Source organism: Lentzea sp. NPDC060358, assembly GCF_042725365.1.
Taxonomy (GTDB): domain Bacteria; phylum Actinomycetota; class Actinomycetes; order Mycobacteriales; family Pseudonocardiaceae; genus Lentzea.
In genome coordinates this window covers 1-26,624 of record NZ_JBHXCW010000098.1, presented here as the reverse complement: position 1 = coordinate 26,624, position 26,624 = coordinate 1, and the positions used below count along the sequence as shown (strand labels likewise).

Sequence of the window (26,624 nt, the reverse complement as noted above, 5' to 3'; positions counted from 1 at the left end):
GTTTCCCTTAGGGCTCGCTTTGGGTCTCGCCGCTGCTGTGTTCGCCCGTGGGTTTGGCCCGTCTCAGGGGCGCCCCCGCGGGGCGCCCGTGACACGGGGTCCGGGTCAGCCGCCGACGGCCACGTTCCAGGGGGTCGGTGGGCTCTGGTCCGCGTAGGCCGAGCGGAGCCTCAGCTCTGCGGTCGGGGACGCGCCGATGTGGTCCAGGCCCAGCAGGGCCGCGCCCACCACCGGGGGGACGTCCACCACGCGGACCTGGGCCAGGGGGGCGGCTGCCAGGATCTGCCGGCGTACCGGGGCCACCACCGCGTCGCCCGTGTTCGTCAGGACTCCGCCGCCCAGGACCACGTCCACCGGCTCGTCCAGCAGGTCCAGCTTGCGCATCGAGACCGTGGCGAGCAGGACGATCTCCTCCACCAGGCGGTCCACCTGCGCTCGGGCCACCTCGTCGCCCTGGGCTGCTGCCTCGAAGACCAAGGGGCACAGGGCGTGCGGGTCCAGGAGCAGTTCCTCGAAGTGGATCTTTTCGACCACCTTGGCGATCGTGGGCTCGCCGTAGTGCTCGAGCAGGGCGTCCAGCAGGAGGGTGGGTTTGCCCCTGCCGTCCTCTGCCCTCACCGCGTGCCAGAGGGCGTCGTTGCCCAGCTGGCCGCCGCCTCCCCAGTCGCCGGAGATCGCGCCCAGGGCCGGGAAGCGGTGGGTTCGGCCGTCTCGGGCCACGCCCACCGCGTTGATGCCCGCGCCGCAGACCACGGCGACTCCGCCGGCCGCTGCTGTGCCCGCCCTCAGGAGGGCGAAGGTGTCGTTGCCGACGAACGTGGTGGTGGACCACGCTCGTTCGGAGATCGCTCTCGTCAGGTCCTCCTCCTCGCGGGGGAGGTCTGCTCCGGCGAGGTAGGCGGCGGTGTGCGTGGCGATCGGTTCGTCGGGGGACAGGCCCGCTTGCGCCGCTGCCTCGCGGGCCAGGGCCTCGAAGACGGCCAGGCCGCGCTTCATGCCCACGGTCTGCGGCGGGGCGCCCGGGCCCCGGACTTCCGCCAGCACCTTGCCGTCCGCGTCCACCAGGAGCACCGCGGTCTTGCTGTTCCCGCCGTCGATGGCGAGCACCCGGTCCTTCATCGTCGTCCCTCCACCCACGGCAGCAGGTCGCGGTTCTGCGCGATCAGCTCGTCGGCCAGTCGGTCCGCGATGGCGTGCTGGCCGATCAGCGGGTGGGCGAGCAGGGCGTTCGCCACTCGGTCGCGGCCGCCGTGCAGCGCCGCGTCCAGGGCCAGGTGCTCGTACGCGGTGACGTGCGAGATCAGGCCCGAGATCGACGGCTCCACCGGGCGGACGGGGAGGGGCGTGCCGCCACCGGAGTCCACTGTGGACGACACTTCGACGACGGCGTCGTCCGGGAGGAACGGGAGGGCGCCGTTGTTCTGGACGTTCACCACGTGCCGCTCCGCGCCCGCGCCGCCGGTCAGGGCGTGGACGAGCTGCACGGCCGCCTCGGAGTAGTAGGCGCCGCCGCGCTGGCCCAGCTGGTCGGGCTTCGTCACGACCGACGGGTCGCTGTAGATGTCGAGCAGCTCCTTCTCGACGGCCGCGACCACCTCGGCGCGCGGGGGTGAGTCGAGCTGCTTCTTCACGACGGCGTCGTGGTTGTAGAAGTAGTTCAGGTAGTACGACGGCACCATGTTCAGGCGGCGCATCAGGGCGCCGTCGATGCCGATGTGCTCGGCCAGGCCCTCGACGTGGTCGGCGAGGAGCTCCGGGAGGCGGTCCACGCCGTTCACGTGCACGCCGCGTTCCCACGTCAGGTGGTTCAGGCCCACGTGCTCCAGCTCCACGGTGGACGGATCGACGCCGAGCAGGGACGACGTCCAGCGCTGGAACGTGATGGCCACGTTGCACAGGCCGATCGCCCTGTGGCCCGCCTGGAGCAGGGCGCGCGTCACGATGCCGACGGGGTTCGTGAAGTTCACGATCCACGTGTCCGGACCCGCCAGCTCGCGCACGCGGTCGGCGATGTCCAGGACCACCGGCACGGTCCGCAAAGCCTTCGCTAGGCCACCCGCGCCGGTGGTCTCCTGGCCGACGCAGCCGCAGGTCAGCGGGAACGTCTCGTCCGACGCGCGGGCCTGCTGGCCGCCCACGCGCAGTTGCAGCAGCACCGCGGACGCGCCCTCGACGCCCTCCTCCAGCGACGTGGTGGTGCGCACCTTCGCGGGGTGGCCCGCGTGCTCCAGGAGGCGCCGGCTGAACGGGCCGACGATGCCCAGGCGGTGCTCGTCCGGGTCCACCAGGACGATCTCGTCCACCGCCAGGCTGGTGCGACGGCCGGCGATCCCGTCGACCAGCTCCGGTGTGTAGGTGGACCCGCCACCGACGACGGTGAGTTTCATCCCTTGACCCCCGTGAACGTGATTCCTTTGACGAACGACTTCTGGGCGAAGACGAAGAGGACGACGGCGGGGATCATCGTCAGGAACGTCACCGCCATCGACGAGTTCCACTGGACGATGTGCATGCCCTTGAACGTCGCCAGTGCCAGCGACAACGTCCACTGGTCCTTGACCTCGCCGGTGTAGAGCAACGGGCCGAAGTAGTCGTTCCAGGTGAAGAGGAAGCAGAACAGCGCGGTCGCCGCGATGCCCGGCTTCGCCATCGGCACGATGATCCGCACCAGCGCCTGGAACTCCGAGCAGCCGTCCACGCGCGCCGCGTCCACATAGGACTGCGGGATCGTGAGCATGAACTGGCGCAGCAGGAAGATGCTGAACGCGTCGAAGAGGAAGTACGGGGCGATCAACGGAACCAGGCTGCCCGTCAGGCCCAGCGACGACCAGGTGTCGTACAGCGGCACGGCCACGACCTGCGGCGGCAGCATCATCGCGCCGATGACGAGGACGAACGCCACGTTCCGGCCGCGCCACTTCAGCTTGGCCAGCGCGTAGGCCGCCGGGATCGACGAGATCAGCATGCCGACCGTCGCGAGCAGCGAGTAGGTGAGGCTGTTGACCAGGTACCGCAGCAGCGGTGCCTTGTCGAAGACCTCGACGAAGTTCTCCCAGTGCCACTCCCGCGGCCACAGCTGGGAGGTGAACGCCTGGTCGTCCGACATCACCGCGGTGAGGAAGACGAACACGACGGGCGTGGCGAACATCAGGCCGAGCGCGAGGCCGATCGCGTGCGTCGCGACCCAGTTCAGCAGGCTGCCCCCGGCGCGTCCGCGGCGCGGCCGCTCCGGTTCCGCGGCGACGTCGACCGGTGGTTTGGTCAGCGTGGCGGTCATGCTCCCGGACCCCCTTCCTCGGCGCTCGAGTTCTTGCGCATCCGCTGGACCAGCAGGATGGTGACGGCGAACGAGATGACGAACAGGACCGTGGCCATCGCGGCCGCGTAGCCCATGTCGAAGTAGCGGAAGCCCTGCGCGTAGAGGTAGACCGGGAACGTCAGCGTCGAGTTGTCCGGGAAACCCAGGTACTTGGTCGATCCGGTCGCGTCCGCCGCTCCGGAGCCCGCCGACCCCGCGACGACCGCCTGGGTGAAGAGCTGCAACGCGAGGATCACCGAGTTCACCACGCCGAACAGCAGCACCGGGGAGATCGTCGGCAGCGTGACGTGCCACCAGCGCCGGACCGGGCCGGCGCCGTCCAGTTCGGCCGCCTCGTACTGCTCCTGCGGCACGTCGAGGATCGCGGCCAGGATGATGATCATCAGGTCGCCGGAGATCCACAGCATGATCGCCGTGATGCCGGGCTTGGCCCACGCCGGGTCGGAGAACCACAGCGGCGAGTCGGCCCCGAACCAGCCGAGGACGCTGTCGACCGGGCCGCCGTTGGGGCGCAGCACCATGAAGAACACGAGCGTCGCGGCCACCGGCGGCGCGAGCGACGGCAGGTAGCAGAGCGTGCGGATCAACCCGACGCCCGACCTCAGGCGGGCGATGACCGACGCCACGCCCAGCGCGAACACCGTCCGCGCGATCGTGAGCACCACGACGAACCACAGCGTGTTCGTGATCGCCTTGATGAGCAGGGGATCCTTGAACATGAACGTGTAGTTGGCGAGCCCGGTGAACTCCGGCGGGTTGATCAGGTCGTACTTCGTGAAGCTGAAGACGACCGTGGCGACCAGCGGGTAGCCGAAGAACAGGACGAAGCCGATGATGGCCGGGGCCATGAACGCGAGCACCGTCAGACGGTGCCGGGCACGGGCCCGCCTCCGGCCGGGGGCGGGCTTCGCGCTGAGCGTGGCGGTCATCGCGGGGAGTCCCTACTTGCCGCTCTTGGCGATCTGGTCGTCGATGTTCTTGTCGACGTCCTTGAGGCCCGCGGCGAGGTCCGGGACCTTGCCGGACTGGTAGGACACCGAGAAGTCGGTCACGGCCTTGATGTGCGCGTCACCGATCGGCGTGACCGGGTTGCCCTTGAGCTTGTCGCTCCTGGCCAGGTCGATGAACGTCTTGAACTGCTCGTCCACCTCGAGCTTGGAGCTCTCCAGGGCGGCCTTGGTGCTCGGGACGTTCTTGATCGCGTTCGAGAGGTCGACGATCGTGTCGGTGTCGAACGACAGGTGCTTGATCAGCTCCCACGCGGCGCCGGGGTTCTTGGCGCCCTTGGGAATGCCCATGATCGTGCCGGTGGTGAACGCCGTGCCGTAGTCGGCGGGCTTCCAGGTCGGGAACGGGGCCGTGCCGAACTTGATCTGCGGCGCCTGCGCCTTGAGGAACGCGGTGCGGTACTCGCCGTCGATCATCATCGCGATCTTGCCCTGGTGGAACGCGTGGTCGGCCGAGTACTCCTGGCCGAGGCCAGCGCGGAAGCGCTCCAGCTGGTCGTAGCCGTAGAAGTCGACGAGCTTCTTCTGGAAAGTCATCATCTCGGTGAAGCCGGGCGAGGTCGCGAGGGCGGACTTGCCGTCCTTCTCCCACTCCGCGCCGAACGACGGCGCGAGGATGGTCGGGCGGTTGGCGTAGAAGCCCATCGTGGGCAGGTAGCCCGCGACCTCGATGTCGCCGTTGGGCGCCTTCTTGGTCGCCTTCACGGCCGCGTCGTACAGCTCGTCGAGCGTCTTGGGCGGGGTGGTGATTCCGGCGCCCGCCAGCAGGTCCTTGTTGTAGTACATGGCGTAGACGTCGGTGAGCATGGGCATCGCACAGCGGTTGCCCTTGTACTCGGTGTACTCCTGGACCGCCGGGGAGATCTGGTTCAGGTCTACCTTGTCGCGGTCGAGGTAGGACTTCAGCGGCTGGAACGCGCCGGAGGAGCAGAACTGGCCGATGTTGTCGGTGGTGAACGACAGCGCGACGTCCGGGGTGTTGCCCGAGCGGATGCCCGCGGTGATCTTGTCGTCGTCCTGCGAGCCCTCGTGCTTGATCTCGATGTTCGGGAACTTCCGGTTGAACGTCTTGAGGGCCTTGGTGACCTCTTCGTACTCGCGGTCGGAGTAGTTGCTCCAGACCGTGAGCGTGAGCTTGTCGTCCTTGCCGGGAGCGGCCGCGGCCTCGGAGCTCGCGCCGCCACCCTTGCCGGCCGCACATGCGGTGAGGGTCAGCGCTGCGGCCATTCCTGCGGCGACGCAGAGCAGGGCGGCACGGGTGTGCTTGCGCATGTGCACTCCTTCTCGATCAACGTGGGGACCCGGCGACCACAGGGCCGCGGAATGGAGCCGTGGTGGCTGCCGGGAGGCCGAACACCTGCTCGCGCGCGACGGCCAGCGCGGAGTGCAGCGCACCGCTGCGCACCGGTTTGCCCGTCACCAGCGCCAGCTGGACAGGTGTCCGCGGCACCACCAGTTGCCGCAGTTCCGCGGCAACGAGATCGTTGAGCGTGGTTCCGCCCGCCTGGGCGATGTCGCCGGACAGGAGGACGAGCTCCGGGTCGAGCACCGCGACGACGCTCGCCACACCCGTGGCGATGCGCCTGGCGAGGTCGCCCAGGAACTCCCGGCCCGCGGGCCCCGCGGCCAACGCCTTGCGCACGGCGCCGTGGCCGTTGCGCGCGGCGAGCCCGTGGGCCCTGGCGAGCTTGCAGATCGACGTGCTGCTGAGCAGGTCTCCGTACGTGCCGCCGGAGCGGTCCGTGCCGGTGTCGGCGGCAGCGCGGTCCGGGATCATCAGGCCGTCGATCTCGCCGGCCCCACCGGACGCGCCGCGCAGCAGCACCCCGTTGACGACGATGGCGGCGCCGACGAGGTCCGCGGGCCAGATGACGACGAAGTCGCGCACCTCGGTGGCCCGCCCGGCGACCATCTCCTCGAGCGCGACGAGGTTGACGTCGTTCTCGACGCTCACCGACGTCGCGAGCTCCTCCCGCAGCCGGCGGGGCACGTCGAAGCCGTTCCAGCCGGGCAGGTGCGGCGCGTAGGAGAGCCGGCCGTTCGCGGGGTCCACCGCTCCCGGACACCCCACGACGACGTGCAGCAACTGCTCGGTGCTCAGCCCGGCCTGCCCGCACGCCGTGCCGACCGCGCCCACGAACGCCTCGAGCACGCCGTGCTTCGCGGGCATCGGCGCCCGGTGCTCGGTGATCACCGAACCGGAGATGTCCGCGATCGCGACGTCGACCGTCTCGGGGGTGAGGTCGACGGCGGCGACGTGCGCGAGCGTCCCGTTGACCGACCACAGCTGCGCCCGCGGCCCGCGCCCGCCCCCGCGCAGCCCGTTGCGGACGACGGTGTCGGCGGTCTCGAGCCGGGTGAGCAGCTGTGCGGTCGCGGGCTTCGAGAGGCCGATCAGGCCCTCCAGCTCCGAGCGGGTCAGGGCCCCGTTGCGCAGCAGGGCCTCGACGGCTGCGCGGTCGTTGATCTCCCGCAGCAGTCGTGGGCTCCCGGCACGCATCGCGGTCCGCTCCTGTCTGTTAACTTTCCAGACGATTTGCGCAGACGGTAGTGACCCGGCTCACCAGGGTCAATCCCCGATACGGGTCCGTTACCTGACTTAGGCTGACCTAAGGCACCCTGGAACCATGACGGACGTGCGCCAGGAGTCGCTCGCATCACTGCTCGGAGGCCGGAGCGGCGCCCTCGACGCCTCCCTGCCGCCGCTGGCGTTCGTCGCGGGCTGGCTCCTCTTCGGCCACTCGATCGGCGCCGGCGCGGTCTTCGCCGTGCTGTGCGGCGTGGTCATCGGCGTCGTGCGTTTCCTCCGCGGCCAGAAACCCCGTGCCGTCGTGTTCTCCGTACTGGCCGTGGTGGCGGCGTCGCTCGTGGCGCTCTACACGGGACGCGTCGAGGACTTCTTCCTGATCCAACTGCTGTCCAACGTGGCCTCGGCGCTGGCCTGGGCCGGGTCGGTGGCCGTGCGGTGGCCGTTGCTCGGCGTCGTCGTCGGGACCCTGCTCGGGCAGAAGACCCGGTGGCGGCGGGACCCCGCTCTGCTGCGCGCCTACTCGATCGCTTCGTGGCCCTGGGTGGCGCAGTACGCGCTGCGGGTCGCCGTGTTCACCCCGCTGTGGCTGGACGCGCAGGTGTACTGGCTGGCCACCCTGCGGGTGGCGTTGTCGTGGCCGTTGCAGATCGTGTGCGTGCTGGTGTCGGGGTGGGTGTTGCGCAAGGCGCTGCCGGCCGGGCACCCCGGGTTCCGGCACCCTCAGGTGCCGGAGTCGGCTTAGGCCGTTGTAGTACAAAAAGTAGTACTGTGGTGTCGTGGAGCAGATCCCCATCCGAACGTTGAACCAGAACACCGCTGGTGTGCTGGAACTCGTCGAGCGCGGCGAGACGGTCGAAATCACCAACCGGGGCAAGCCGATCGCGCGCATCGTGCCGGTCCTCGAAGGTGAGCTCGACGACCTGATCGTCGCCGGCGTGGTCACGCCCCCGACGATCGTGGGCCCGATCCCGATGCCGCGCGCCACAGCGGAGCCGGGGGCGGATGCGGGTGAGCTGCTCTCGCGAATGCGCGAGGAGGAACGCTGGTGATCTACCTCGACACGGCCGCGGCCGTGAAACTCGTCCGCGAGGAGCGGGAGACCGCTGCGCTGGTCGAGTGGTTGAACAACGCCGCGGATCAGTCGCTGGTGTCGTCCGCGCTGATCGAGGTCGAGTTGCCTCGCGCGCTTCGGCGCAGTTCGCCAGGCGTGCTGGGTGCTGTCGCGGGGGTGCTCGCCCGTCTGCACCGGGTGGAGATCAATGCCGCCGTTCGCGCCACCGCGGCCGCATACGCCGATCCGCTGCTGCGGTCGCTGGACGCGATTCACCTCGCCACCGCAGACGTGCTGGTGGCGTCGGACAAGAAGGTCACCGCCTTCGTCACCTATGACAAACGCCTGGCGGCGGCTGCTTCCTCCATCGGGCTGCCGGCGACAGCACCCGGGGAGTGAAAGGCGTGCCCGGCCACCGGTCCGGGCAGCACATCACGACACCGGGCGCGGCGCCGTCGGACCCAGCACGTCCACCGCCGCCAGCCACGCCGCCCCCGCCGCCCCCTCGGTGGCCATGATCACCGGAGCGTTGCACCGGGCCAGCAGCTCCTTCTTCAGGTGCGTCCCCACCGGCGTCTTGATCAGACTCCCGACGAGCACGATCGGCGAGGTGTCGGAGGGCTCGCGCACGGCCGAGGCGGTGTCGGCGAGCAGCCGGGCGGCGGTGGACACGATCGCCAGCGCCTCCGGGTCGCCGTGGTGGTACGCGGAGCTGACCAGGGGTGCGAACTGGGCCAGCGCGATGGGCGGGCGGGCGTTCACCGCGGTGATCAGCTGGCGACGACCCCGCGCGCCCGCGGTGGTCAGGACCGCGGTGGCCAGGCCTTCCAGGGGTGCGTCCAGGTCCAGCAGCCGCAGCGTCGCCCGCACGGCCTCGCGGCCCAGCCAGAACGCCGAGCCCTCGTCGCCGATCAGCCAGCCGTAGCCGCCGGACTGGCCGACCATGCGGTGGCCTGCGATGCGGCCCGCGATGGAACCCGTGCCCGCCACCAGGACCGTGCCGTCGGGGGACGGGGTGCCGGTGGCGAAGGCCGCCTCGCAGTCGGTCACCACGCGCATCGGGCAGTGCAGGCCCGCTCGTTCCCAGGCCGCCTGGAAGAGGTCCAGGACGGCCGGGTCGGCCATCCGCGACGCACCGGCGATGCCCAGGACGCCGCTGCGCACCTTGCGGGAGTCCAGGCCGTCGAGGGCCTCGGTCAGGGCCTCGGTGACGTGGGCGGCGGCCACGGCCGGGGGGTGCGAGTTCGGGTTCGCGCCTCCCGCCACGCCCTGGCCCAGGCGGGCGCCGTCGAGATCGAGCACCAGCGCCCTGGTGGACGTGCCGCCCGCGTCGAGTCCCACGACCAGATCCATAGGGGTCGAGTATGCCGAGAGACGGTCGCGGGAGGCACGCCCAACCGGGTGTCACGAGGTCAGGGCTCGGTTACCGGTTGCGTTGTGGTGGAAGAAGACCAGCGTTCCGGGAGCAACTGGATCACCCGGACGGACCACAGTGGACAGTTCCGGGACGGTCAGGCCGTAGTCGAAGACGGCGGGCGGGGCCACGTCGACGAGCTCGTCGGGGTCGGCCGGCGCGGTGTAGCGGCTGAGCACCCCGGCGGTGTAGGTCACCGGGCCCGGCGGCAGGGCGGCGCGCGACACCGGCAGCACGACGACGTCGCTGTCGAACAGGTTCGTGTCCACCGACCCGTCGCGGCCGTTCAGCGGTTGCTCGTCCACCACCTCGTCGGTGCCGGCGACGACGGTGCGCGCGGACCAGACGTCCGCGGTCACGTCGCCGTCGGCGTTCGCCCGCTTCACCGCGGTCGTCACGAAGTCCTTGCCGCCCACCGAGAAGCGCACCTGCGGCTTGGTGTTGCCGCCGGGGTTCGCCCAGGTGTCCCAGGTCGCGATGCCGAACGCCAGCAGGTCGGGCGTGGCCGTCGCGCCCGCGTAGCGCAGGTCGCCGCCGCGGGCCGTGCGGTTCACCGCGCAGTCGTCCTGCACGGCGGCGCCGCAGTCGGGCAGGCGCCCGGACCGCGCGCCGAGCTGCAGCACGGTCATGCGCGCGCGGTAGTCCTGCTGGTCGAGGCCCTTCCCGGTGACGCGGCCGGCGGCCACCGACAGGCTCGACACCGGTTTCGGTGCCGCGTGGGCGGGGACCTGGAGCGTCCGGTCGCCGGTGAACGTCACCAGGCCGGACGCCTCCGCCAGGAACTGCCGGCCGTCGGCCAGCGAGACGGTCGGGTCGGGCGTCTTGCGCAGGGCGGCCGGGCGCGGGATCCGCAGGCGCACGGTCACCGCCGCCGACCCGCCGGCCGGCACCACCACCTCCGGCTTGGTCACCTGGAACGCCACGCCGGGCACGGACGTGATCGGCTCGTAGCGGGCGTGCAGGTAGACCGGCTCGGCGCTCTTGTTGACCAGCCGCACCTCGCGGTCGGTCACCACCGGGCCGCCGGCCTCGACCGTGCCGAACGACGCGTCGCCCAGCGCCAGCACGTCGGCGGACAGGGCCGCGAGCCCGTCGACCCGCCCGGAGCCCACGCGCATCGGGGCCTCGCGCACGCCGTCGGCCGAACGCACGACACCTCCCGCGGTGTTCACCAGCGCCGCCTTGACCTCCTCGACCGTCCACTCCGGATGGACCTCGCGCAGCAGTGCCGCGATGCCCGCGACGTGCGGCGACGCCATCGACGTGCCGCCCATCGACACGCCGTCGGACGCGGTCCCGGTCGCGGCGGAGAAGATCGTGTCACCCGGCGCGGCGACCGAGATCGACGACCGCGAGCGCGACGACGACGGCGTGATCGTGTCCTCGATCAACGGCTCGACCGACGGCACGGCCTTGCGCAGCGCCGAGGTCAGGTGCACCGTCAGCGTCCCGGCCTCCAGCGCGGGACGCAGTGCCTTCGAGGACGCGGCCGTCAGCTGGAACGCGGGGATGTGCGCGTTCCCGGCGATCCCGGCGGCGAACGCCGGCAGCGCGGTCGGCAGCAGCACCCCGGCCGCCCCGGCCTTCCAGGCGTTGTCGGTGCGGGCACCGGACCCGCAGGCGCGGGTCGCGTCGCTGTCGTCCCACTCCAGCCACACGACCTTGCCGGTCAGCGCCTCGGTGATCGGCTGACAACCGTCCACGTTGGACGAGAGCCGCACCACGGGAGCGGTGAGGTCGACGGGCTCGGTGAAGTTCTGGCTGTGCTGACCGGCCCACCGCTGCCCGGCCGCCTCCAGCCCGTCCAGCATCGAGAACGCGTCCCTGCTGTTCGCCACGGAGATCGCCTCGGGCGTGTTGCCCGGCGACCCCGACACGTCGTAGAAGTCGCCGCCGTTGCCCGCCGCCGCGACGACGACCACGCCGTGCTGCACGAGCTTGCGCACGAACAGCGAGTCCGGGTCGTCCGCCGCGCCGAAGTCGCTGCCCAGCGACAGGTTCACCACGTCGAGCCGGTCGGAGAAGTCGCCGTCGCCGTCGGGGTCGAGCGCCCAGTCCAGCGCCTGCGCGGTCAGGTTCGTGCCGCCCTCGCAGCCGAAGACCTTCAACGCGTAGAGCAACGCGCGCGGTGCCGTTCCCGGCCCGATCTTCAGCGCGTCGAGGTCGACCGACGAGTACGAGCCGCGGAAGGTGGTGCCGTCGGCGTTCACCCCGAACCCGGCCGCGGTGCCCGCGACGTGCGTGCCGTGGCCCTGGCAGTCCAGCGGGTCGTCGTCCGGCACCGGCAGCGCGCCCGCGCTGCCGGTGTAGGCGTCGCCCGCGAAGTCGTGGCCGCCGACGACCTTGGCGTTCGGGAACGTGCCGCCGCCGAAGTCCGCGTGCCGGTAGTCGATGCCGGTGTCGACGACGCCGATCCGCACGCCGTCGCCGAAGCGCCCGAGCGACCGCCACACGTCCGACGTGCGGGTCAGCCGGACGGCCGAGGTGTTCGTGAGCTTCTTGGGGGTCATCCGATGTACGGCCCGCACCTCGGGCATCCGCGCCAGGTCGGTCACCCTCGACCGGGACGCCGAGAGCACCACCCCGGCGACGGCGTTGGTCGTCCGCGCGACCTCCTCGCCGCCCGACCGCGACACGACCCGCTCGACCTGCTCCGAGGTCCGGTCGCGCGCTGTCCGGGCCTGCTCGGCGCTGCGCGTGTCGCCCGCCGCCGTCGAAGTCAGTTCGACGAACACGGTCACGGGCTCGGCCGGGGCGGACGGTGCCAGCAGGGCTCCTGCCAGGAGAGATGCGGCCACCAACTTCATGATCAGTCCCTCTTAGTCATCGGACGACTTATCGCCAGGGCCTAGACGGATGTGCCTTCGCAGGGCTATACATCCGATGTATTTCGTGTGGTGCGAGCAGAGGAGGAACGGCCGTGCAGTTCTTGCGCCTCGGCCCGGTCGGCGATGAGCGTCCTGCGGTCAGGACCGACGACGGGACCACGTACGACCTCCTGCCGATCACCCCCGACGTCGACGGGGCGTTCCTCGCGAACGACGGCGTCGCCCGCGTGCGCGCGGCGCTCGCAGGCGGTGAGCTGGGGGCGCTGAGCACGGAGGACGTCCGGGTCGGACCGCCGCTCGCCCGGCCCGGCAAGATCATCTGCATCGGTCTCAACTACCGCGACCACGCGGAGGAGACCGGTGCCGACATCCCCGGCGAGCCGGTGGTGTTCCTCAAGACCCCGGACACCGTCGTCGGCCCGTACGACCAGGTGCTCGTGCCGCGCAAGTCCGTGAAGACGGACTGGGAGGTCGAGCTCGGCGTCGTCATCGGGCGCACCGCGCGCTATCTCGAGACCGACGAGGAGGCTCTGGCGTGCGTCGGCGCGTACGTGCTCTCGCACGACGTCTCCGAGCGCGAGTTCCAGATCGAGCGCGGCGGCACGTGGGACAAGGGCAAGAACTGCGAGACGTTCAACCCGCTGGGACCTTTCCTCGTGCCCGCCGACGAGATCGCCGATCCGCAGAACCTCGCGATGCGGCTCTGGGTGAACGGCGAGATCAGGCAGAACTCGTCCACCAAGAACATGATCTTCCCGATCGCCGAGGTGGTCCGCTACCTCAGCCAGTTCCTTGTCCTCCGTCCGGGTGACGTGATCAACACGGGTACACCCGCCGGGGTGGCGCTCGGCCAGCCGGAGCCCAAGCCGTACCTGCGCGCGGGCGACGTCGTCGAGCTCGAGATCGAGGGACTCGGCCGGCAGCGGCAGATCCTCGGGCAGGCCTGAGCCCATGCCCAAGATCACCGAACTCGACGTGCTCGACATCAGGTTCCCCACGTCCCGCGAGCTCGACGGCTCCGACGCGATGAACCCCGACCCGGACTACAGCGCCGCGTACGTGGTGCTGCGGACCGACGACGGCCCGGAGGGCCACGGTCTCGCGTTCACGATCGGCCGCGGCAACGACGTGCAGGCCGCCGCGATCAAGGCGCTGGCACCGCACGTCGTCGGCAAGGACGTGCCGGAGGACGCGAAAGCGCTGGGGGAGCTGTACTTCGAGCTGATCGGCGACTCGCAGCTGCGCTGGCTCGGCCCGGAGAAGGGCGTCGCGCACATGGCGATCGGCGCCGTCGTCAACGCGGCCTGGGACCTCGCCGCACGGCGGGCGGGGCTGCCGGTCTGGCGGTTCCTCGCGCGGATGACGCCGGAGGAGATCGTCGGCCTCGTCGACTTCCGCTACCTCAGCGACGCGCTGACGCCCGACGAGGCGGTGCGGATGCTGCGCGAGGTCGAGGACGGCAAGGCCGAACGCGCGGAGACCATCGCCCGCGACGGCTACCCGGCCTACACGACGTCACCGGGCTGGCTCGGCTACTCCGACGAGAAGCTCGCGGGCCTCGCGAGACAGGCGCTGGCCGACGGCTTCGACATGATCAAGCTCAAGGTCGGCGGCAGCCTCGGCGACGACGTGCGGCGGATGAAGCTCGCCCGCGAGGTCGTCGGCACCGAGGTGCGCGTCGCGGTGGACGCCAACCAGCGCTGGGACGTCGGCACGGCGATCGAGTGGATGCGCGAGCTGGCGCCGTTCGACCCGTACTGGATCGAGGAGCCGACCTCGCCCGACGACGTGCTGGCGCACCGCGCGATCGCCGGCGCGCTGACCCCGATCAAGATCGCGACCGGCGAGCACGTGCAGAACCGCGTGGTGTTCAAGCAACTGCTGCAGGCCGGCGCGATCGACGTGCTGCAGCTCGACGCGTGCCGGGTCGCCGGCGTCAACGAGAACATCGCGATCCTGTTGCTGGCCAGGAAGTTCGGCGTCCCGGTGTGCCCGCACGCCGGCGGTGTCGGGCTGTGCGAGCTGGTCCGGCACCTGTCGTTCTTCGACTACGTGGCGGTCTCCGGCGAGGTCGGCGACCGGGTGATCGAGTGGGTCGACCACCTGCACGAGCACTTCCTCGACCCGGCCGTCGTCGACCGCGGCCGCTACCTGGCGCCGGCGCGACCGGGGTTCTCCGCCCAGCTCAAGGACGAGACGCTGGTCGAGTACGCCTACCCGAACGGTCCGGTGTGGACGGAGGACGGGAATGACTGACTTCGAGGGGCTCGTCGCCGTCGTCACGGGCGGGGCGTCGGGCATCGGGCTGGCCACCGCGACCCTGCTGAGCAGCAGGGGAGCGACGGCCGTCGCGCTCGACCTCACCCCGGACGTGCCGGACCCGCTCGTCGGCATCCGCGCGGACGTCTCGGACGGCGCGAGCGTCCAGGCCGCGATCGACGAGGTCGTCGAGCGGTTCGGACGGCTCGACGTCGTGGTGAACAACGCGGGCATCGGCGCGCAGGGCGACGTGGCGGCCAACTCCGACGAGGAGTGGGCGAGGGTCATGGACGTCAACGTCCTGGGCATGGTGCGGGTGGCGCGGGCCGCGTTGCCGCACCTGCGGAAGTCGCCGTCGGCGGCGATCGTCAACACCTGCTCCATCGCCGCCACGGCCGGGCTCCCGCAGCGCGCGCTCTACTCGGCCAGCAAGGGCGCGGTGTACTCGCTGACGCTCGCGATGGCCGCCGACCACGTGCGCGAGGGCATCCGCGTCAACGCGGTCGCCCCCGGCACGGCGGACACCCCGTGGGTGGGCCGCCTGCTCGACTCGGCGCCGGACCCGGAGGCCGAACGAGCCGCGCTGAACGCTCGTCAGCCGCACGGCCGGCTGGTCTCCGCCGACGAGGTCGCGGGAGCCATCGCCTACCTGGCGAGCCCGCTGTCGGGTTCCACCGCCGGCACGGTCCTCGCCGTCGACGGCGGCATGCACGGCCTTCGCTTGCGTCCCCAGCAATGATGAAAGGCAGCCCACCATGAAGCGTCGCAACCTCACCGCCGCGGTGTGCCTCGCGTTCGCCGGTGCCCTCACCCTGTCCGCCTGCGGCGGCGGGGCCGCCGGGACCGGAGGGGGAGGCGTCGGACCGATCGGCGCCGACCACCCGCGCGCCGACACCGACTTCTGGAACTCCTACATCAAGTACTTCCCGGACAAGGCCAAGGACCTCGGGATCAACCTGCTGAACCCGACGAACTCGCAGAACAAGGTCGAGAACCTCGTCGCGAACGCCCAGTCGCTGCAGTCGCAGGGCGCCAAGGCGATCATCATGGCGCCGCAGGACACCGGTGCCATCGCCAGCACGCTCGACCGCCTGGAGAAGGCCACCATCCCGGTCATCACCGTCGACACCCGTCCCGACAAGGGCAAGACCTACATGGTCGTGCGCGCGGACAACAAGGCCTACGGCGAGAAGGCCTGCAAGTTCCTCGGCGAGAAGCTCGGCGGCAAGGGCAAGGTCGTCGAGTTCCAGGGCGCGCTGGCGTCGATCAACGGCCGCGACCGGTCGGAGGCGTTCGCCGCCTGCATGAAGAAGGACTACCCCGGCATCACGATCTTCGAGGAGCCGACCGACTGGGAGGGCCCGAAGGCGTCAGCCGCCCTGCAGACGCGGCTCAACCAGCACCCGGACATCAACGGCATCTACATGCAGGCCGGTGGCGCGTTCCTCACGCCGACGCTGCAGGTGTTGCGGCAGAAGAACCTCATCGTGCCGCCGACCGACCCGAAGCACATCTTCATCGTCTCCAACGACGGCATCCCGCAGGAGCTGGAGGCGATCCGCAAGGGCGAGATCGACGCGACCGTCTCGCAGCCGGCCGACCTCTACGCGCAGTGGGCGCTGTTCTACGCGAAGGCCGCGGTCGAGGGGAAGACGTTCCAGCCCGGCAAGACCGACCACGACTCCGAGATCGTCGACACCGGCGGCGGCCGGCTGGAGGACCAGCTCGCGGCACCGCTGATCACCAAGGAGAACGTGGACGACAAGGCCTTCTGGGGCAACCAGATCGCGAAATGACCGAGTTCGCCGCGGTCGCGCGGGGCGTGACGAAGCGGTTCGGGCAGACGCTCGCGCTCGACGACGTGGGCATCGAGGTCCGGGCCGGGGAGTCGCACGCGCTGGTGGGGCGCAACGGCGCGGGCAAGTCGACGCTGGTCTCCGCGCTCACCGGCATGCAGGTGCCGGACGCGGGCGAGATCAGCTTCTTCGGCGAACCCGCACCACCCGTGGCCGACCGCGCGGCGTGGCGGCGCCACGTCGCGTGCGTCTACCAGAAGTCCACGGTCGTGCCGGAGCTGTCGGTCGCCGAGAACCTGTTCATCAACCGGCAGGACCTCGGCGGCAGGCTGATCAGCTGGAAGAAGCTGCGCCTGCAGGCATCGGAGCTGCTGGAGACCTACGACGTGGCGGTGCGGCCGGACGCGCTGGTCTCGACGCTGACGGTCGAGCAGCGGCAACTCGTCGAGATCGCGCGGGCGCTGTCGATCGGCTCGCGGTTCGTGATCCTCGACGAACCGACCGCGCAGCTCGACGGCCCGGCGATCGAGCGGCTCTTCGACCGGATGAGGTCGTTGCAGGACAAGGGGGTGACGTTCCTCTTCATCTCCCACCACCTGCAGGAGGTCTACGAGGTCTGCCAGACCGTCACGGTCTACCGCGACGCGCGGCACGTCGTCACCGCGCCGGTCGCGGAGATGTCGAAGCCCGACCTGATCGAGGCGATGACCGGTGAGGCCGGCGGGCTGAACGTGCCCAGCGGCGACGACCGGCCGTCGTCCGCGGAGGAGGTGCTGACCGTGTCGTCGTTGAGCGGCGACCACTTCTCGGGCATCTCGCTGTCGGCGGCCCGCGGCGAGGTCATCGGGCTCGCGGGCAGCGCGTCGTCGGGCAAGCACGAGTTCGCCGAGACCGTCTACGGGCTGCGCAAGCCGTCGGCCGGGGTTGTCTCGGTGAACGGGTCCGCGGTGCGCGGCGGTGACGTGCCGGCGGCGTTGCGCGCCGGAATCGGTTGTGTGCCCAGGGATCGGCACCAGCAGGGGCTCGTGCTGGACCTGTCGATCGCGGAGAACGCGACGATGAGCACGGCGGGCGCGTTCGTGTGGCCCGCGGCGCAGCGCACCGCGGGCAGCACCGCGATCGCGTCGTACGACGTGAAGGCCGCCGGGCCGGACCAGCCGGTGGCGGACCTGTCCGGCGGCAACCAGCAGAAGGTCGTGATGGCACGGGCCCTGGCGGGTGACCCGTCGGTGCTGGTGCTGATCAACCCCACCGCGGGCGTCGACGTGAAGTCCAAGGAGTCGCTGCTCGGCGTCGTCGACGCGCAGGCGCGCCGGGGCAGGGCCGCGATCGTCGTCTCGGACGAGCTCGACGACCTGCGGGTCTGCGACCGCGTGCTGGTGCTGTTCCACGGCCGGGTCGTGCGCGAGTTCGCCCGCGGCTGGCGCGACCAGGAACTCATTGCGGCTATCGAGGGAATGAGCTCGGAATGACCAAGGCCATCACACCGCCGGTCCCGGCAGCCGCCGCGCCCGCGAAGCAGAAGTTCCGGCTGGCGCGGTACCAGGACCTCGCGCTGGTCCCGGTGATCGTCCTCCTGCTGGTCGTCGGCGCCGTGCTGTCGCCGATCTTCCTGACGCCCGCGAACCTGATCGCCGTGCTGACCCAGCAGAGCGAGCTGTCGCTGCTGGTGCTGGGGCAAGCGATGATCCTGATCATCGGCAAGATGGACCTGTCGCTCGAGTCGACGGTCGGTCTCGCGCCGGCGCTCGCGGTCGCGTTGATCATCCCCGCGTCGGCGGGCGGGCTGGACGTCGGTCTGGCCGCGTGGCTCGCGCTGCCGTTGTGCCTGCTCATCGGGGTGGTGATCGGCGGACTGAACGGGTTCCTGATCCTCAAGGTCGGGCTGTCCGGGTTCATGGTGACCCTGGGCATGCTGACGATGCTGCGCGGCCTGCAGCTCGCGATCACCGAGGGCAAGTCGCTGGTCGACGTGCCGGAGTCGTTCCTGTACCTGGGTTCCACGACGTGGCTCGGGCTGCCGGCGGCGGTGTGGATCTGCATCGTCTGCTACGCCCTGGGCATCTTCGTGCTGAAGTACCTGCGCGCCGGGCGTTCGCTGTACGCGATCGGCGGCAACTCCGAGGCCGCGCGGGCCGCGGGCATCCGGGTGGACCGGGTGACGTGGACCGTGCTGATCATCGGCTCGGTGCTGGCGGTGGTCGCGGGCATCCTGATGACCGGGCGGCTCGGGTCCGTCGCCGCCACCCAGGGCGAGGGCATGATCTTCCAGGTCTTCGCGGCGGCGGTGATCGGCGGGATCTCGTTGCAGGGCGGCAAGGGCACGCTGTTCGGCGCCCTGTCCGGCGTGCTGATGCTGGGCCTGGTCGAGCAGATCCTGCGGCTGCAGGGCGTGTCCGGCTTCTACATCAAGGCCTCGTACGGCGCGGTGATCATCCTCGCGCTGATCGTGACGCGGTTCGCGACCGGCCAGAAACAGGAGTGAGCCCCGTGGAGACCGTGGCGCTGCACACGCGGCTTCGTGCTGGTCGCGAAGCCGACTACGACCGGATCCACGCGACGATCCCGGTGGAGCTGGACGGCGCGTTGCGCGAGGCCGGCGTGCACTCGTGGCGGATCTGGCGGTCCGGGCGGGAGCTGTTCCACCTCGTCGAGGTGGACGACTACCGGGCCATGCGGGAGTTCCTGGCCGCGCACCCGGCCAACGTCCCGTGGCAGGCTCGGATGGCCGAGCTGCTGGAGGTCGAGGACGACTACTCCGGCGCCGAACCCGACGTCCGACTCGTGTGGGAGCTGCCGTGAAGGTCGCCTTGTCCCGTCTCGGCTTCGGCGGTGCGCCGATCGGCAACCTGTACCGGGAGGTCACCGACGCCGAGGCGTTCGGCGCGGTCGAGGCGGCCTGGCAGACCGGCGTCCGGTACTTCGACACCGCCCCGCACTACGGCCTCGGGCTGTCGGAACGCCGGCTGGGTGCGGCGTTGAGCGGCCGGCCGCGCGCCGAGTACGTGCTCTCCACCAAGGTCGGGCGGCTGCTGGAACCGTCCGACAGCGTCGGTGCCGACGACCACGGGTTCGCCGTGCCGCGGACGTTCCGCCGGGTGATGGACTACTCCGCGGACGGGGTCAAGCGGTCGCTGGAGTCCTCTTTGGAGCGACTGGGGACGGACCGGGTGGAGGTCGTCTACATCCACGACCCCGACGACCACTGGGAGTCCGCTTTCGGCGAGGCCTACCCGGCGCTGGAGTCGTTGCGGGCGCAGGGAGTGGTGGGCGCGATCGGCGTCGGCATGAACCAGTGGGAGATGCCGGAGCGGTTCGTCCGCGAGACCGACATCGACGTGGTGATGCTGGCCGGGCGCTACACATTGCTCGAACAGCCCGCGCTGCCGTCGTTCCTGCCCGCGTGCGTCGAGCGCGGTGTCTCGGTGGTGGCCTGCGGTGTCTTCAACTCCGGGCTGCTGTCGAAGCCGGTCGTGTCCTCCGACTCGAAGTACGACTACGAGGACGCGCCGCCCGAACTGATCGCCCGGGCCCGTGCGATCTCCGAGGTGTGCTCGCGGCACGGGGTGACGCTGCCGGAGGTGGCGATCCAGTTCGCCACGGGGCATCCGGCGGTCGTGTCCGTGGTGATCGGGTCGCGCACGGCCGAGCAGATGACGTCGAACGCGGCCTGGTTCTCGGCTTCGATCCCACCCGGGGTGTGGGAGGAGCTGAAGTCGCTGGGACTGCTGGGCGAGGAGGTGCCGACGCCGTGATCGTCGACGCCCACCACCACCTGTGGGACCTGTCCGCCCGCGACCAGGACTGGATCACCGACCCGCCGATGGGCGCGATCCGGCGGTCGTTCCTGGAACCGGACTTCCTCGCCGCGGCACCGGAGGTGTCCGCATCCGTGCTGGTGCAGACGGTGTGCGTGCCGGAGGAGACCCCGGAGTTCCTGGCCGTGGCCGCGTCGTCGGACGTGGTCGCCGCGGTGGTGGGCTGGACGGACCTGACCTCGCCCGCCGTCGGGGACGCCCTGACCTCGCTGGCCGACGGGCCGAACGGCTCGTGGCTGCGCGGGATCCGGCACCAGGTGCAGAGTGAGCCGGACCCGGAGTGGTTGTGCCGCAAAGACGTCTGGAACGGGCTGGCGGCCGTGGGCGCGCACGGGCTGGTGTACGAGCTGCTGACGTTGCCGCACCAGCTGCCGGCCGCCCGCCGGACGGTGGCGGCGCTGGGCGACGTGCAGTTCGTGGTCGACCACTGCTCGAAGCCCGCGATCGGTTCGGACGCAGGCGAGTGGGCCGAGCTGATCCGGTCGCTGGCGGCGCACGAGAACGTGACGTGCAAGCTGTCCGGCCTGGTCACCGAGGCCGACTGGACGTCCTGGACCGTCGCCGACCTGCGCCCGCACTTCGAGGTGGTGCTGGACGCGTTCGGCCCGGAGCGGCTGATGTTCGGCTCGGACTGGCCGGTGTGCCTGCTCGCCGCCTCGTACTCCGAATGGCTCGGGGCGGCTCGGGAACTGGTGTCCGAGCTGTCCGCCGGCGAGCAGGCCGAGGTCTTCTCGGGCACCGCTCGCCGGGTCTACGGGCTCTAGGCGAAGAGCGCCTTCAGCTCGGTGATCAGTTCCGGCGTGGCCGCGACCAGCGGCTCGCGGACCGGCCCGGACGGCAGCCCGAGCAGGGTGAGCGCGGCCTTGACCGCCACCGCACCGGGTTCGCGGGTCATGATCGCGGTGATCACCGGCAGCAACGCCTGGTGGCGGCGCAGGGCCTCCTTGTTGTCGCCCTCGTCGTAGGCGTCGAGCATCGCCTTGATCTCGTTGCCGACGACGTGGCCGACGGTGCTGACCGTGCCGACGCCACCGATCGAGTAGAGCGGCAGGACCAGCTCGTCGTTGCCGGAGTAGTAGTCGAGCCCGGTCTCGGCGATGACCTTCGCCGTCGCGAGCAGGTCGACCTTGCAGTCCTTCACGCCGACGATCCGCGGGTGCTCGGCGAGCCGGAGCAGCGTCTCGGTGTCGATCGCCGTGCCGGTGCGGCCGGGGATGTCGTAGAGCAGCGCTGGCAGCCCGGACGCGTTCGCGACCTGCCGGAAGTGGTTCTCGACGCCCTCCTGCGTGGGCTTGCTGTAGTAGGGCGTGACGACGAGCAGCCCGTCCGCGCCGTTGGCCTCGGCCTGCTGCGCGAGCTCGACGGTGTGCCGCGTGGAGTTGGTGCCGACGCCCGCGAGGATCTGCGTCCGGTCGCCGACGGCCTCCTTCACGGCCTTGACGACCTGCGCCTTCTCGGCGTCGGTCGTGGTCGGCGCCTCACCGGTCGTGCCGTTGACGACCAGCCCGTCCGCGCCACCCCGGTCGACGAGGTGCGCCGCCAGCTCCTGCGCACCCTCCAGGTCGAGGTCACCGTCGGGGGTGAACGGGGTGACCATCGCTACCAGCACTCGTCCGAACATGACTCCAGCGTGGCTCCAGTTTTCGCGAAGTTCCAGTTAGAGTTTCTGCTCGGAACGTTAAGCTGAGCTTTGTGTTGGACGTGCGAAGGCTCCGGTTGCTCCACGCGCTCTCGGTCCACGGCACGGTCACGGCCGCCGCCGAGGCCCTCCACGTGACCTCGCCCGCGGTGTCCCAGCAGCTCGCCGCGCTGGAACGGGAGGCCGGTGTCCCGCTGGTCGAACGGGACGGCCGCCGGTTGTCCCTGACCCGCGCCGGACACGTGCTGGCCGCGCACACGCAGCTGGTGCTGGACCAGCTGGCGGCCGCCGAAGCCGATCTGGCTTCTCTCCGCACCTCGGTCTCGGGCGTCGTGCGGATCGGCGCGTTCGTGTCGGTGGCCGCGTTGCTGCCGCGGGTGATCCAGGTGCTGCGGTCGGCGCACGGGTCCGATGTGGACCTGTTCGTGCACGAGATGGAACCCGAGGCCTCACTGCCCGCGTTGCGGCGCGGGGACGTCGACATCGCCCTCATCCACTCCTACAACATCATGCCGCGGTCATTGCCGGAGTCCTGCGAGTCGTTCGAGCTGTTCGTGGAACCGGTGAACGTCGCCCTGCCGCTGTCGGACCCGTTGGTGCAGCAGGATTCCGTGGACCTCTCGGCGTTGGCCGACCGGCCGTGGATCATGCCCCGGACCGACGCGTCCTGCCACGAGCTGACGCAGAGGGCTTGCGGGGCGGCCGGGTTCGTGCCCCGGGCCCAAGCCTATTGCGACGACTTCGGGGTGATGTGCGGTCTGGTCGAGGCCGGGCTCGGGGTGGCGCTGGTGCCGTCCGTCGCGCGGCGGCCCGGGGTGGCGTTGCGGCCGTTGAAGCAGCAGGTTTTCCGGACCGTGTCAGCGGTTGTGCGGAACCGGGCGGACGGGCAGCCAGCCGTTCGGGTGGTCTTGGAACAGCTTCGCCAGATGTAGGCGCGTTCACTCGTTTGGGTCCGACTCGCCTGCGGTCTGTCGTCGGCCAATGCGTGTGGGTGTGTACGTGGATGGCTACAACCTGTACTACGGCGGACGAAAGCATTGCGGCCGTGGCACTTCAGGGTGGCGTTGGCTCGATGTGCGAGCGCTGGTCGGCTCCCTGCTGGCCGAGCAGTCGTCCAACTGGCCGGGCGCTCACGTCGACCGGATCGTCTACTGCACGGCGAGGATCAGCTCGGCCCACAACGCATCCGGCTCGCAGGACCAGGACGTCTACCTGAAGGCCCTGCTGGCTTCTGGGAGCGCCGACCACGTCGAGTACGGCAACTACATCAGCAAGGTGATCAAGCGGCCGCTGGCGACGGAGGGCAACCGCGGCCGGCCTGTGCTCGTCCAGCCGGACTGGCCGATCAAGGTGCAGGCTCAGGGGCAGCCGGTCACCGGAGCGTTGTTCATGGCCTCGGTGGCGACGTTCGAGGAAAAGGGCTCGGACGTCAACGTCGCTTCTCATCTCCTCGTCGACGTGCTGACCGGCGCGGTCGACGCCGTCGTGCTCGTCAGCAACGACAGCGACCTCAAGCTGCCGGTCGAGCACGCTTGGCGGAGGGTGCCGGTGGGTGTGGTCAACCCAGGTGGTGGTTACACGGCCGGAGCCTTGTCGATGAGCGCGGGAACCGGTGTGGGCACCGGTCACCACTGGTGGCGAACGCTGGCGGCGGCCGACTACCAAGCTCACCAGCTGCCTGACCCCTCCGGCCGTTACACGCGCCCGCCCGGCTGGTGATGCATGCATGCACGCAAGTTTCGTGCTAGCATGCACCTATATCCGCCCGGTCCCTCGTGGGCCGGGTTTCTTTTTGCCCTCAGTCGGGTTTGCCACGTCCGGGTGACTGAGAATCTCAGATTCCAGATCACGCCGATACCGTCTCATTCGTGCCCGATCCGACCTTCCGCCAGCGCCGCCTCGGCAGAGTGCTGCAAGAGCTGCGGGAGAGGTCCGGCCTCAGCCAGCGGGACATCGGCGACCGCCTGCACTACAACGTCCCCAAGGTCAGCCGCATCGAGAACGGCCAGGTGCCCGACTACACCGCCTTCGAGACGATGCTGGACATGTACGGCGTGATAGCCGACGACGCCGGCGCGTACGTCGAGATGTGGAACCTCGCGGTCGAGAAGACGTGGTGGCACCAGTTCCGCAAGGACGGCCAGGGCTACGTGAGCCTTGAACACGACGCCACCGTGATCAGGACGTTCGAGGTCGGCTACGTCCCGGGACTGCTGCAGACCAACAGGTACATGCGCGCGGTGTTCGCGGGTGCCCGGACGCCGCGATCGAGGAAGTGGGTCGAGCAACAGGTCGCGATGCGCACGCGTCGTCAGCAACGCCTTCACGGCGACAAGCCGCTCGAGCTCCACGCGGTCATCGCCGAGTCCGCGCTGCGCCACGCGGACCGGGAGCAGTTGCGGCACATCAACCACGTGAGCGAGCTGCCCACCGTCACCGTGCAGGTCGTCCCCGACTCGATCGGCCTGCACGAAGGGCACAACGGCTCGTTCACGCTGCTCGACTTCCCCTACCCCAGTGACCCGCGGGTGTTGTACGTCGAGCATCCGGCGGGGGCGGTTCACATCGAGGATCTGGCCCGGGTCGAGGCTGCTAGCCTCAATTTCAAGCACCTCTCGAAGCTGGCGTTGACCCCCGAGCAGTCCGCCGTGTGGATCGAGAGCTCGGCTGCCGAGAGGTAGGGATCGACGTGTGGCGCAAGAGCAGCCATAGCGACAACGGGGGCGACGGCAACTGCGTCGAGGTCGCGCTGACCAGTTCCACCGCGCTCGTCCGCGACTCCAAGAACCACGCCGCGACCATCACCGCACCGAGCTGGGCCGCGTTCGTGAAGGCCGTCAAGCGCGACGAGCTAGGCCAGGTCTGACAACCACTGCTCGACCCCGGCCACGTGCACCGTGGACCACGAGCGCGCGAGTTCCGGCTGGTGTGCGGCCAGGGCGTCCACGATCGCGCGGTGTTCGGCGACCGTGCGGTCCACGGCGTTGGACTGCGTGATGCCGCGCCAGATCCGCACCCGCACGGTCGGGCCGGCCAGGGTGTCGAGGAGCTGGGCCAGGTAGGCGTTGCCGGAGCACTGGGCGATGGCGCGGTGGAACTCCAGGTCGTGTTCGACCAGTTCCTCCACGGACTTGGCCGACTCGGCGGCGTCGCAGAGGGCGCGGAGCTTCACGATCTCGTCGGCGTCCACGCGCTGGGCGGCCATGGCGGCGGCCGCGGGTTCCAGGATGCGGCGGACCTGGAGCACCTCCAGGACCGAGTCCTCGCCGCGGTGCAGGTCGAGGACGAACGACAGCGCGCCCAGCAAGTCGTCGGCGCGCAGGGACGAGACGTACGTGCCGTCGCCCTGGCGGACGTCGAGCACCCGGACGAGCGACAGCGCCTTGACGGCCTCGCGCAGGGAGTTTCGGGACAGCCCCAGGCGCTCCGCCAGGTCGGCCTCCCGCGGGAGGCGGTCGCCCGGCTTGAGCTCGCCCGACACGATCATCTCCTTGACGCGCAGGATCGCATCGTCAGTGACTGCCACGGGCACCCTCAACTCGTCGTAGACCTCGGATGTCTGGTGTCCAGTATGCGACAAAGGCGGCCGGGTTCGTGCCAACCCGGTCGTTTCGCCCATGATTCACATAATGATCTGTGAGATTGTTATTCGGTAACGACAGGTGACGGGGGGCCCTGTTGTCCGCATAATGGTCTGGACCATTCTAGGAGGGATCTTGGACGCCGTTGTCGCAGCACCGCGCGCTTTGCTCGGTCGCACGATCGTCGGTCCTGCCTCGGTGCGGATCAGGGACGGCCGCATCGTCGAAGTGACCACCGGTGAAGCTCCACCCGGCGCAGAGGTCCTGTCCGACGGCCTGCTGACACCGGGCCTGGTCGACGTCCAGGTGAACGGCGCCGTCGGCGTCGACTTCGCCGAGGTGGACGCCGCCGGGATGCGGTCCGTCGCCGAAGCCCTGCCGTCGACCGGGGTGACCCGGTTCCTGCCCACGTTGATCACCGCACCGGTCGACGTGGTCCTGAGGCAGGCCAGGGCAGTTCTGTCGGCCTCCGCCGCGTTGCCGGACGGGGTCGGGGCACGGCCGTTGGGGGTGCACCTCGAAGGACCGTTCCTGTCGCCGAAACGGGCTGGGGTGCACGACCCGTCGTTCATGGTCGAGCCGGGACCGGACCAGATCTCGGCTCTGCTCGAGGACGACACGCTGCGCCGGGCGCTGCGGATGGTGACGATGGCACCGGAGCAGCCCGGTGGCCTCGAGGCGGTCCGCCGCCTCGTCGAGGCCGGGGTGCTGGTGGCCGTCGGGCACTCCGACGCGACCGGCGAGCAGACCCGTGAGGCCGCCGACGCCGGCGCCCGCATGGTGACGCACCTGTTCAACGCCCAGCGGCCGCTCGGCCACCGCGAACCCGGTGTGCCCGGCGTGGCGCTGGTCGACGAACGGTTCACGCTCGGCCTGATCGCGGACCTCGCGCACGTCGGTCCCGACGTGTGCCGTCTCGTGTTCAACGCGGCCGGAGCGCGGGTCGCGCTGGTCACGGACGCGGTCGCCGCCGCGGGGATGCCGCCCGGCCGCTACCACCTCGGTGGTGCGGACGTGCTGCTCACCGAGGACGGGGTGCCGCGGTCGCCGGAGGGCACGATCGCCGGGTCCGCCCTGACCCTCGACCGCGCCGTGCGGAACATCGTCTCGGTCGGGGTGCCCGTCGCGGACGCCCTGGCCTCGGCGACGATCGTGCCGGCGGAGGTGATCGGGGAGTCCGGTCTCGGCCGGCTCGCGCCGGGTGCCGTGGCGGACCTCGTCTGGTGGGACGACGAACTGCGGCCGAAGAAGGTCTGGGTCGACGGACGGGTGGTGTTCGACGCCGAGGTGCCCGCGGCGCCGGTCGCCGCCGGGTACGCCACCGCGGGCCAGTAGCACGACCCGAAGGGCGCCTTCCCCCGCCGTCGCACGTGGGGGGAGGC

The 26,624-nt window shown here is 70.5% G+C and carries 27 protein-coding genes; 17 read left to right on the top strand and 10 right to left on the bottom strand.

The features are described from left to right. Nucleotides 1-105: 105 nt before the first annotated feature. From ACFWGZ_RS21420 to ACFWGZ_RS21395, 6 genes are read right to left on the bottom strand one after another with little or no spacing between them, the layout of a single operon-like run. Entirely contained in the window at nucleotides 106-1,119 is a 1,014-nt protein-coding gene (locus tag ACFWGZ_RS21420; protein ID WP_382453310.1) for an N-acetylglucosamine kinase, read from the bottom strand. Further along, a complete protein-coding gene (locus ACFWGZ_RS21415; protein ID WP_382453309.1) occupies nucleotides 1,116-2,387 on the bottom strand; it encodes a 6-phospho-beta-glucosidase in 1,272 nt (423 codons plus the stop codon). Before ACFWGZ_RS21415 ends, ACFWGZ_RS21420 begins: the two co-directional genes overlap by 4 nt. Continuing rightward, entirely contained in the window at nucleotides 2,384-3,277 is an 894-nt protein-coding gene (locus ACFWGZ_RS21410) for a carbohydrate ABC transporter permease (protein WP_382453308.1), read from the bottom strand. The genes ACFWGZ_RS21415 and ACFWGZ_RS21410 overlap by 4 nt, the downstream gene beginning before the upstream one ends. Beyond that, nucleotides 3,274-4,248, bottom strand: a complete 975-nt coding sequence (locus ACFWGZ_RS21405) for a carbohydrate ABC transporter permease (protein ID WP_382453307.1) — start codon at nucleotides 4,246-4,248, stop codon at nucleotides 3,274-3,276. The genes ACFWGZ_RS21410 and ACFWGZ_RS21405 overlap by 4 nt, the downstream gene beginning before the upstream one ends. 12 nt (nucleotides 4,249-4,260) lie before the next feature. Next, nucleotides 4,261-5,598 carry an ABC transporter substrate-binding protein gene (locus ACFWGZ_RS21400; RefSeq protein WP_382453306.1) on the bottom strand — a complete coding sequence of 446 codons (1,338 nt, stop codon included), beginning with the start codon at nucleotides 5,596-5,598 and terminating at the stop codon, nucleotides 4,261-4,263. 16 nt (nucleotides 5,599-5,614) lie between these two features. Continuing rightward, nucleotides 5,615-6,826, bottom strand: coding sequence for an ROK family protein (locus ACFWGZ_RS21395; RefSeq protein ID WP_382453305.1), 1,212 nt, complete (start codon nucleotides 6,824-6,826; stop codon nucleotides 5,615-5,617). A gap of 127 nt (nucleotides 6,827-6,953) precedes the next feature. Here ACFWGZ_RS21395 and ACFWGZ_RS21390 point away from each other — a divergent pair, with 127 nt between their 5' ends. From ACFWGZ_RS21390 to ACFWGZ_RS21380, 3 genes are read left to right on the top strand one after another with little or no spacing between them, the layout of a single operon-like run. Continuing rightward, nucleotides 6,954-7,598, top strand: a complete 645-nt coding sequence (locus ACFWGZ_RS21390; protein ID WP_382453304.1) for a DUF3159 domain-containing protein — start codon at nucleotides 6,954-6,956, stop codon at nucleotides 7,596-7,598. Nucleotides 7,599-7,632: 34 nt separating this feature from the next. Then, complete coding sequence (locus ACFWGZ_RS21385; protein ID WP_382453303.1) at nucleotides 7,633-7,905, top strand: type II toxin-antitoxin system Phd/YefM family antitoxin; 273 nt, start codon at nucleotides 7,633-7,635, stop codon at nucleotides 7,903-7,905. Then, entirely contained in the window at nucleotides 7,902-8,306 is a 405-nt protein-coding gene (locus tag ACFWGZ_RS21380) for a type II toxin-antitoxin system VapC family toxin (protein ID WP_382453302.1), read from the top strand. Before ACFWGZ_RS21385 ends, ACFWGZ_RS21380 begins: the two co-directional genes overlap by 4 nt. A 33-nt stretch (nucleotides 8,307-8,339) precedes the next feature. On the opposite strand, the gene ACFWGZ_RS21375 is transcribed toward ACFWGZ_RS21380, so the two are convergent. Beyond that, a complete protein-coding gene (locus ACFWGZ_RS21375; protein WP_382453301.1) occupies nucleotides 8,340-9,260 on the bottom strand; it encodes an N-acetylglucosamine kinase in 921 nt (306 codons plus the stop codon). Between the two features lie 51 nt (nucleotides 9,261-9,311). Continuing rightward, on the bottom strand, nucleotides 9,312-12,128 hold the full coding sequence (locus ACFWGZ_RS21370; protein WP_382453300.1) for a S8 family serine peptidase: 2,817 nt from the start codon (nucleotides 12,126-12,128) through the stop codon (nucleotides 9,312-9,314). A gap of 113 nt (nucleotides 12,129-12,241) precedes the next feature. On the opposite strand from ACFWGZ_RS21370, the gene ACFWGZ_RS21365 reads away from it, so the two are divergent. From ACFWGZ_RS21365 to ACFWGZ_RS21325, 9 genes are read left to right on the top strand one after another with little or no spacing between them, the layout of a single operon-like run. Next, nucleotides 12,242-13,096 carry a fumarylacetoacetate hydrolase family protein gene (locus tag ACFWGZ_RS21365; protein WP_382453299.1) on the top strand — a complete coding sequence of 285 codons (855 nt, stop codon included), beginning with the start codon at nucleotides 12,242-12,244 and terminating at the stop codon, nucleotides 13,094-13,096. 4 nt (nucleotides 13,097-13,100) lie between these two features. Continuing rightward, nucleotides 13,101-14,405, top strand: coding sequence for an enolase C-terminal domain-like protein (locus tag ACFWGZ_RS21360; protein WP_382453298.1), 1,305 nt, complete (start codon nucleotides 13,101-13,103; stop codon nucleotides 14,403-14,405). Beyond that, entirely contained in the window at nucleotides 14,398-15,147 is a 750-nt protein-coding gene (locus ACFWGZ_RS21355; RefSeq protein WP_382453297.1) for an SDR family NAD(P)-dependent oxidoreductase, read from the top strand. The genes ACFWGZ_RS21360 and ACFWGZ_RS21355 overlap by 8 nt, the downstream gene beginning before the upstream one ends. Nucleotides 15,148-15,163: 16 nt before the next feature. Beyond that, nucleotides 15,164-16,204, top strand: a complete 1,041-nt coding sequence (locus tag ACFWGZ_RS21350) for a sugar ABC transporter substrate-binding protein (RefSeq protein ID WP_382453296.1) — start codon at nucleotides 15,164-15,166, stop codon at nucleotides 16,202-16,204. After that, nucleotides 16,201-17,676, top strand: a complete 1,476-nt coding sequence (locus ACFWGZ_RS21345; protein ID WP_382453295.1) for a sugar ABC transporter ATP-binding protein — start codon at nucleotides 16,201-16,203, stop codon at nucleotides 17,674-17,676. Before ACFWGZ_RS21350 ends, ACFWGZ_RS21345 begins: the two co-directional genes overlap by 4 nt. Continuing rightward, nucleotides 17,673-18,689, top strand: coding sequence for an ABC transporter permease (locus ACFWGZ_RS21340; protein ID WP_382453294.1), 1,017 nt, complete (start codon nucleotides 17,673-17,675; stop codon nucleotides 18,687-18,689). The genes ACFWGZ_RS21345 and ACFWGZ_RS21340 overlap by 4 nt, the downstream gene beginning before the upstream one ends. Before the next feature lie 14 nt (nucleotides 18,690-18,703). After that, nucleotides 18,704-19,006 carry an L-rhamnose mutarotase gene (locus ACFWGZ_RS21335; protein ID WP_382453311.1) on the top strand — a complete coding sequence of 101 codons (303 nt, stop codon included), beginning with the start codon at nucleotides 18,704-18,706 and terminating at the stop codon, nucleotides 19,004-19,006. Beyond that, a complete protein-coding gene (locus ACFWGZ_RS21330; protein WP_382453293.1) occupies nucleotides 19,003-19,959 on the top strand; it encodes an aldo/keto reductase in 957 nt (318 codons plus the stop codon). Before ACFWGZ_RS21335 ends, ACFWGZ_RS21330 begins: the two co-directional genes overlap by 4 nt. Then, nucleotides 19,956-20,786 carry an amidohydrolase family protein gene (locus ACFWGZ_RS21325; protein WP_382453292.1) on the top strand — a complete coding sequence of 277 codons (831 nt, stop codon included), beginning with the start codon at nucleotides 19,956-19,958 and terminating at the stop codon, nucleotides 20,784-20,786. Before ACFWGZ_RS21330 ends, ACFWGZ_RS21325 begins: the two co-directional genes overlap by 4 nt. On the opposite strand, the gene dapA is transcribed toward ACFWGZ_RS21325, so the two are convergent. Continuing rightward, the gene (gene dapA, locus ACFWGZ_RS21320; protein WP_382453291.1) at nucleotides 20,783-21,643 is read right to left on the bottom strand and encodes a 4-hydroxy-tetrahydrodipicolinate synthase; all 861 of its coding nucleotides are present in this window, start codon (nucleotides 21,641-21,643) and stop codon (nucleotides 20,783-20,785) included. The two genes, ACFWGZ_RS21325 and dapA, sit on opposite strands and share 4 nt — an antisense overlap. A 71-nt stretch (nucleotides 21,644-21,714) precedes the next feature. On the opposite strand from dapA, the gene ACFWGZ_RS21315 reads away from it, so the two are divergent. From ACFWGZ_RS21315 to ACFWGZ_RS21300, 4 genes are all read left to right on the top strand, one after another. Continuing rightward, entirely contained in the window at nucleotides 21,715-22,593 is an 879-nt protein-coding gene (locus ACFWGZ_RS21315) for a LysR family transcriptional regulator (protein ID WP_382453290.1), read from the top strand. A gap of 142 nt (nucleotides 22,594-22,735) precedes the next feature. Further along, complete coding sequence (locus tag ACFWGZ_RS21310) at nucleotides 22,736-23,380, top strand: NYN domain-containing protein (protein ID WP_382453289.1); 645 nt, start codon at nucleotides 22,736-22,738, stop codon at nucleotides 23,378-23,380. Nucleotides 23,381-23,529: 149 nt separating this feature from the next. Beyond that, entirely contained in the window at nucleotides 23,530-24,342 is an 813-nt protein-coding gene (locus ACFWGZ_RS21305; RefSeq protein ID WP_382453288.1) for a helix-turn-helix domain-containing protein, read from the top strand. An 8-nt stretch (nucleotides 24,343-24,350) separates the two neighbouring features. Continuing rightward, nucleotides 24,351-24,527, top strand: a complete 177-nt coding sequence (locus ACFWGZ_RS21300; protein ID WP_382453287.1) for a DUF397 domain-containing protein — start codon at nucleotides 24,351-24,353, stop codon at nucleotides 24,525-24,527. Here ACFWGZ_RS21300 and ACFWGZ_RS21295 read toward each other — a convergent pair. Beyond that, complete coding sequence (locus ACFWGZ_RS21295) at nucleotides 24,513-25,187, bottom strand: FadR/GntR family transcriptional regulator (RefSeq protein WP_382453286.1); 675 nt, start codon at nucleotides 25,185-25,187, stop codon at nucleotides 24,513-24,515. The two genes, ACFWGZ_RS21300 and ACFWGZ_RS21295, sit on opposite strands and share 15 nt — an antisense overlap. Before the next feature lie 190 nt (nucleotides 25,188-25,377). Between ACFWGZ_RS21295 and nagA the strand changes: the two genes are divergently transcribed. Next, nucleotides 25,378-26,577 carry an N-acetylglucosamine-6-phosphate deacetylase gene (nagA, locus tag ACFWGZ_RS21290; RefSeq protein ID WP_382453285.1) on the top strand — a complete coding sequence of 400 codons (1,200 nt, stop codon included), beginning with the start codon at nucleotides 25,378-25,380 and terminating at the stop codon, nucleotides 26,575-26,577. The last annotated feature ends 47 nt before the right edge of the window (nucleotides 26,578-26,624 follow it).

Excerpts from the sequence above, each read along its gene's own strand:
- ACFWGZ_RS21420 (WP_382453310.1), bottom strand. The coding sequence starts at position 1,119 with ATGAAGGACCGGGTGCTCGCCATCGACGGCGGGAACAGCAAGACCGCG.
- ACFWGZ_RS21415 (WP_382453309.1), bottom strand. The coding sequence starts at position 2,387 with ATGAAACTCACCGTCGTCGGTGGCGGGTCCACCTACACACCGGAGCTG.
- ACFWGZ_RS21410 (WP_382453308.1), bottom strand. The coding sequence starts at position 3,277 with ATGACCGCCACGCTGACCAAACCACCGGTCGACGTCGCCGCGGAACCG.
- ACFWGZ_RS21405 (WP_382453307.1), bottom strand. The coding sequence starts at position 4,248 with ATGACCGCCACGCTCAGCGCGAAGCCCGCCCCCGGCCGGAGGCGGGCC.
- ACFWGZ_RS21400 (WP_382453306.1), bottom strand. The coding sequence starts at position 5,598 with ATGCGCAAGCACACCCGTGCCGCCCTGCTCTGCGTCGCCGCAGGAATG.
- ACFWGZ_RS21395 (WP_382453305.1), bottom strand. The coding sequence starts at position 6,826 with ATGCGTGCCGGGAGCCCACGACTGCTGCGGGAGATCAACGACCGCGCA.
- ACFWGZ_RS21390 (WP_382453304.1), top strand. The coding sequence starts at position 6,954 with ATGACGGACGTGCGCCAGGAGTCGCTCGCATCACTGCTCGGAGGCCGG.
- ACFWGZ_RS21375 (WP_382453301.1), bottom strand. The coding sequence starts at position 9,260 with ATGGATCTGGTCGTGGGACTCGACGCGGGCGGCACGTCCACCAGGGCG.
- ACFWGZ_RS21370 (WP_382453300.1), bottom strand. The coding sequence starts at position 12,128 with ATGAAGTTGGTGGCCGCATCTCTCCTGGCAGGAGCCCTGCTGGCACCG.
- ACFWGZ_RS21360 (WP_382453298.1), top strand. The coding sequence starts at position 13,101 with ATGCCCAAGATCACCGAACTCGACGTGCTCGACATCAGGTTCCCCACG.
- ACFWGZ_RS21355 (WP_382453297.1), top strand. The coding sequence starts at position 14,398 with ATGACTGACTTCGAGGGGCTCGTCGCCGTCGTCACGGGCGGGGCGTCG.
- ACFWGZ_RS21350 (WP_382453296.1), top strand. The coding sequence starts at position 15,164 with ATGAAGCGTCGCAACCTCACCGCCGCGGTGTGCCTCGCGTTCGCCGGT.
- ACFWGZ_RS21345 (WP_382453295.1), top strand. The coding sequence starts at position 16,201 with ATGACCGAGTTCGCCGCGGTCGCGCGGGGCGTGACGAAGCGGTTCGGG.
- ACFWGZ_RS21340 (WP_382453294.1), top strand. The coding sequence starts at position 17,673 with ATGACCAAGGCCATCACACCGCCGGTCCCGGCAGCCGCCGCGCCCGCG.
- dapA (WP_382453291.1), bottom strand. The coding sequence starts at position 21,643 with ATGTTCGGACGAGTGCTGGTAGCGATGGTCACCCCGTTCACCCCCGAC.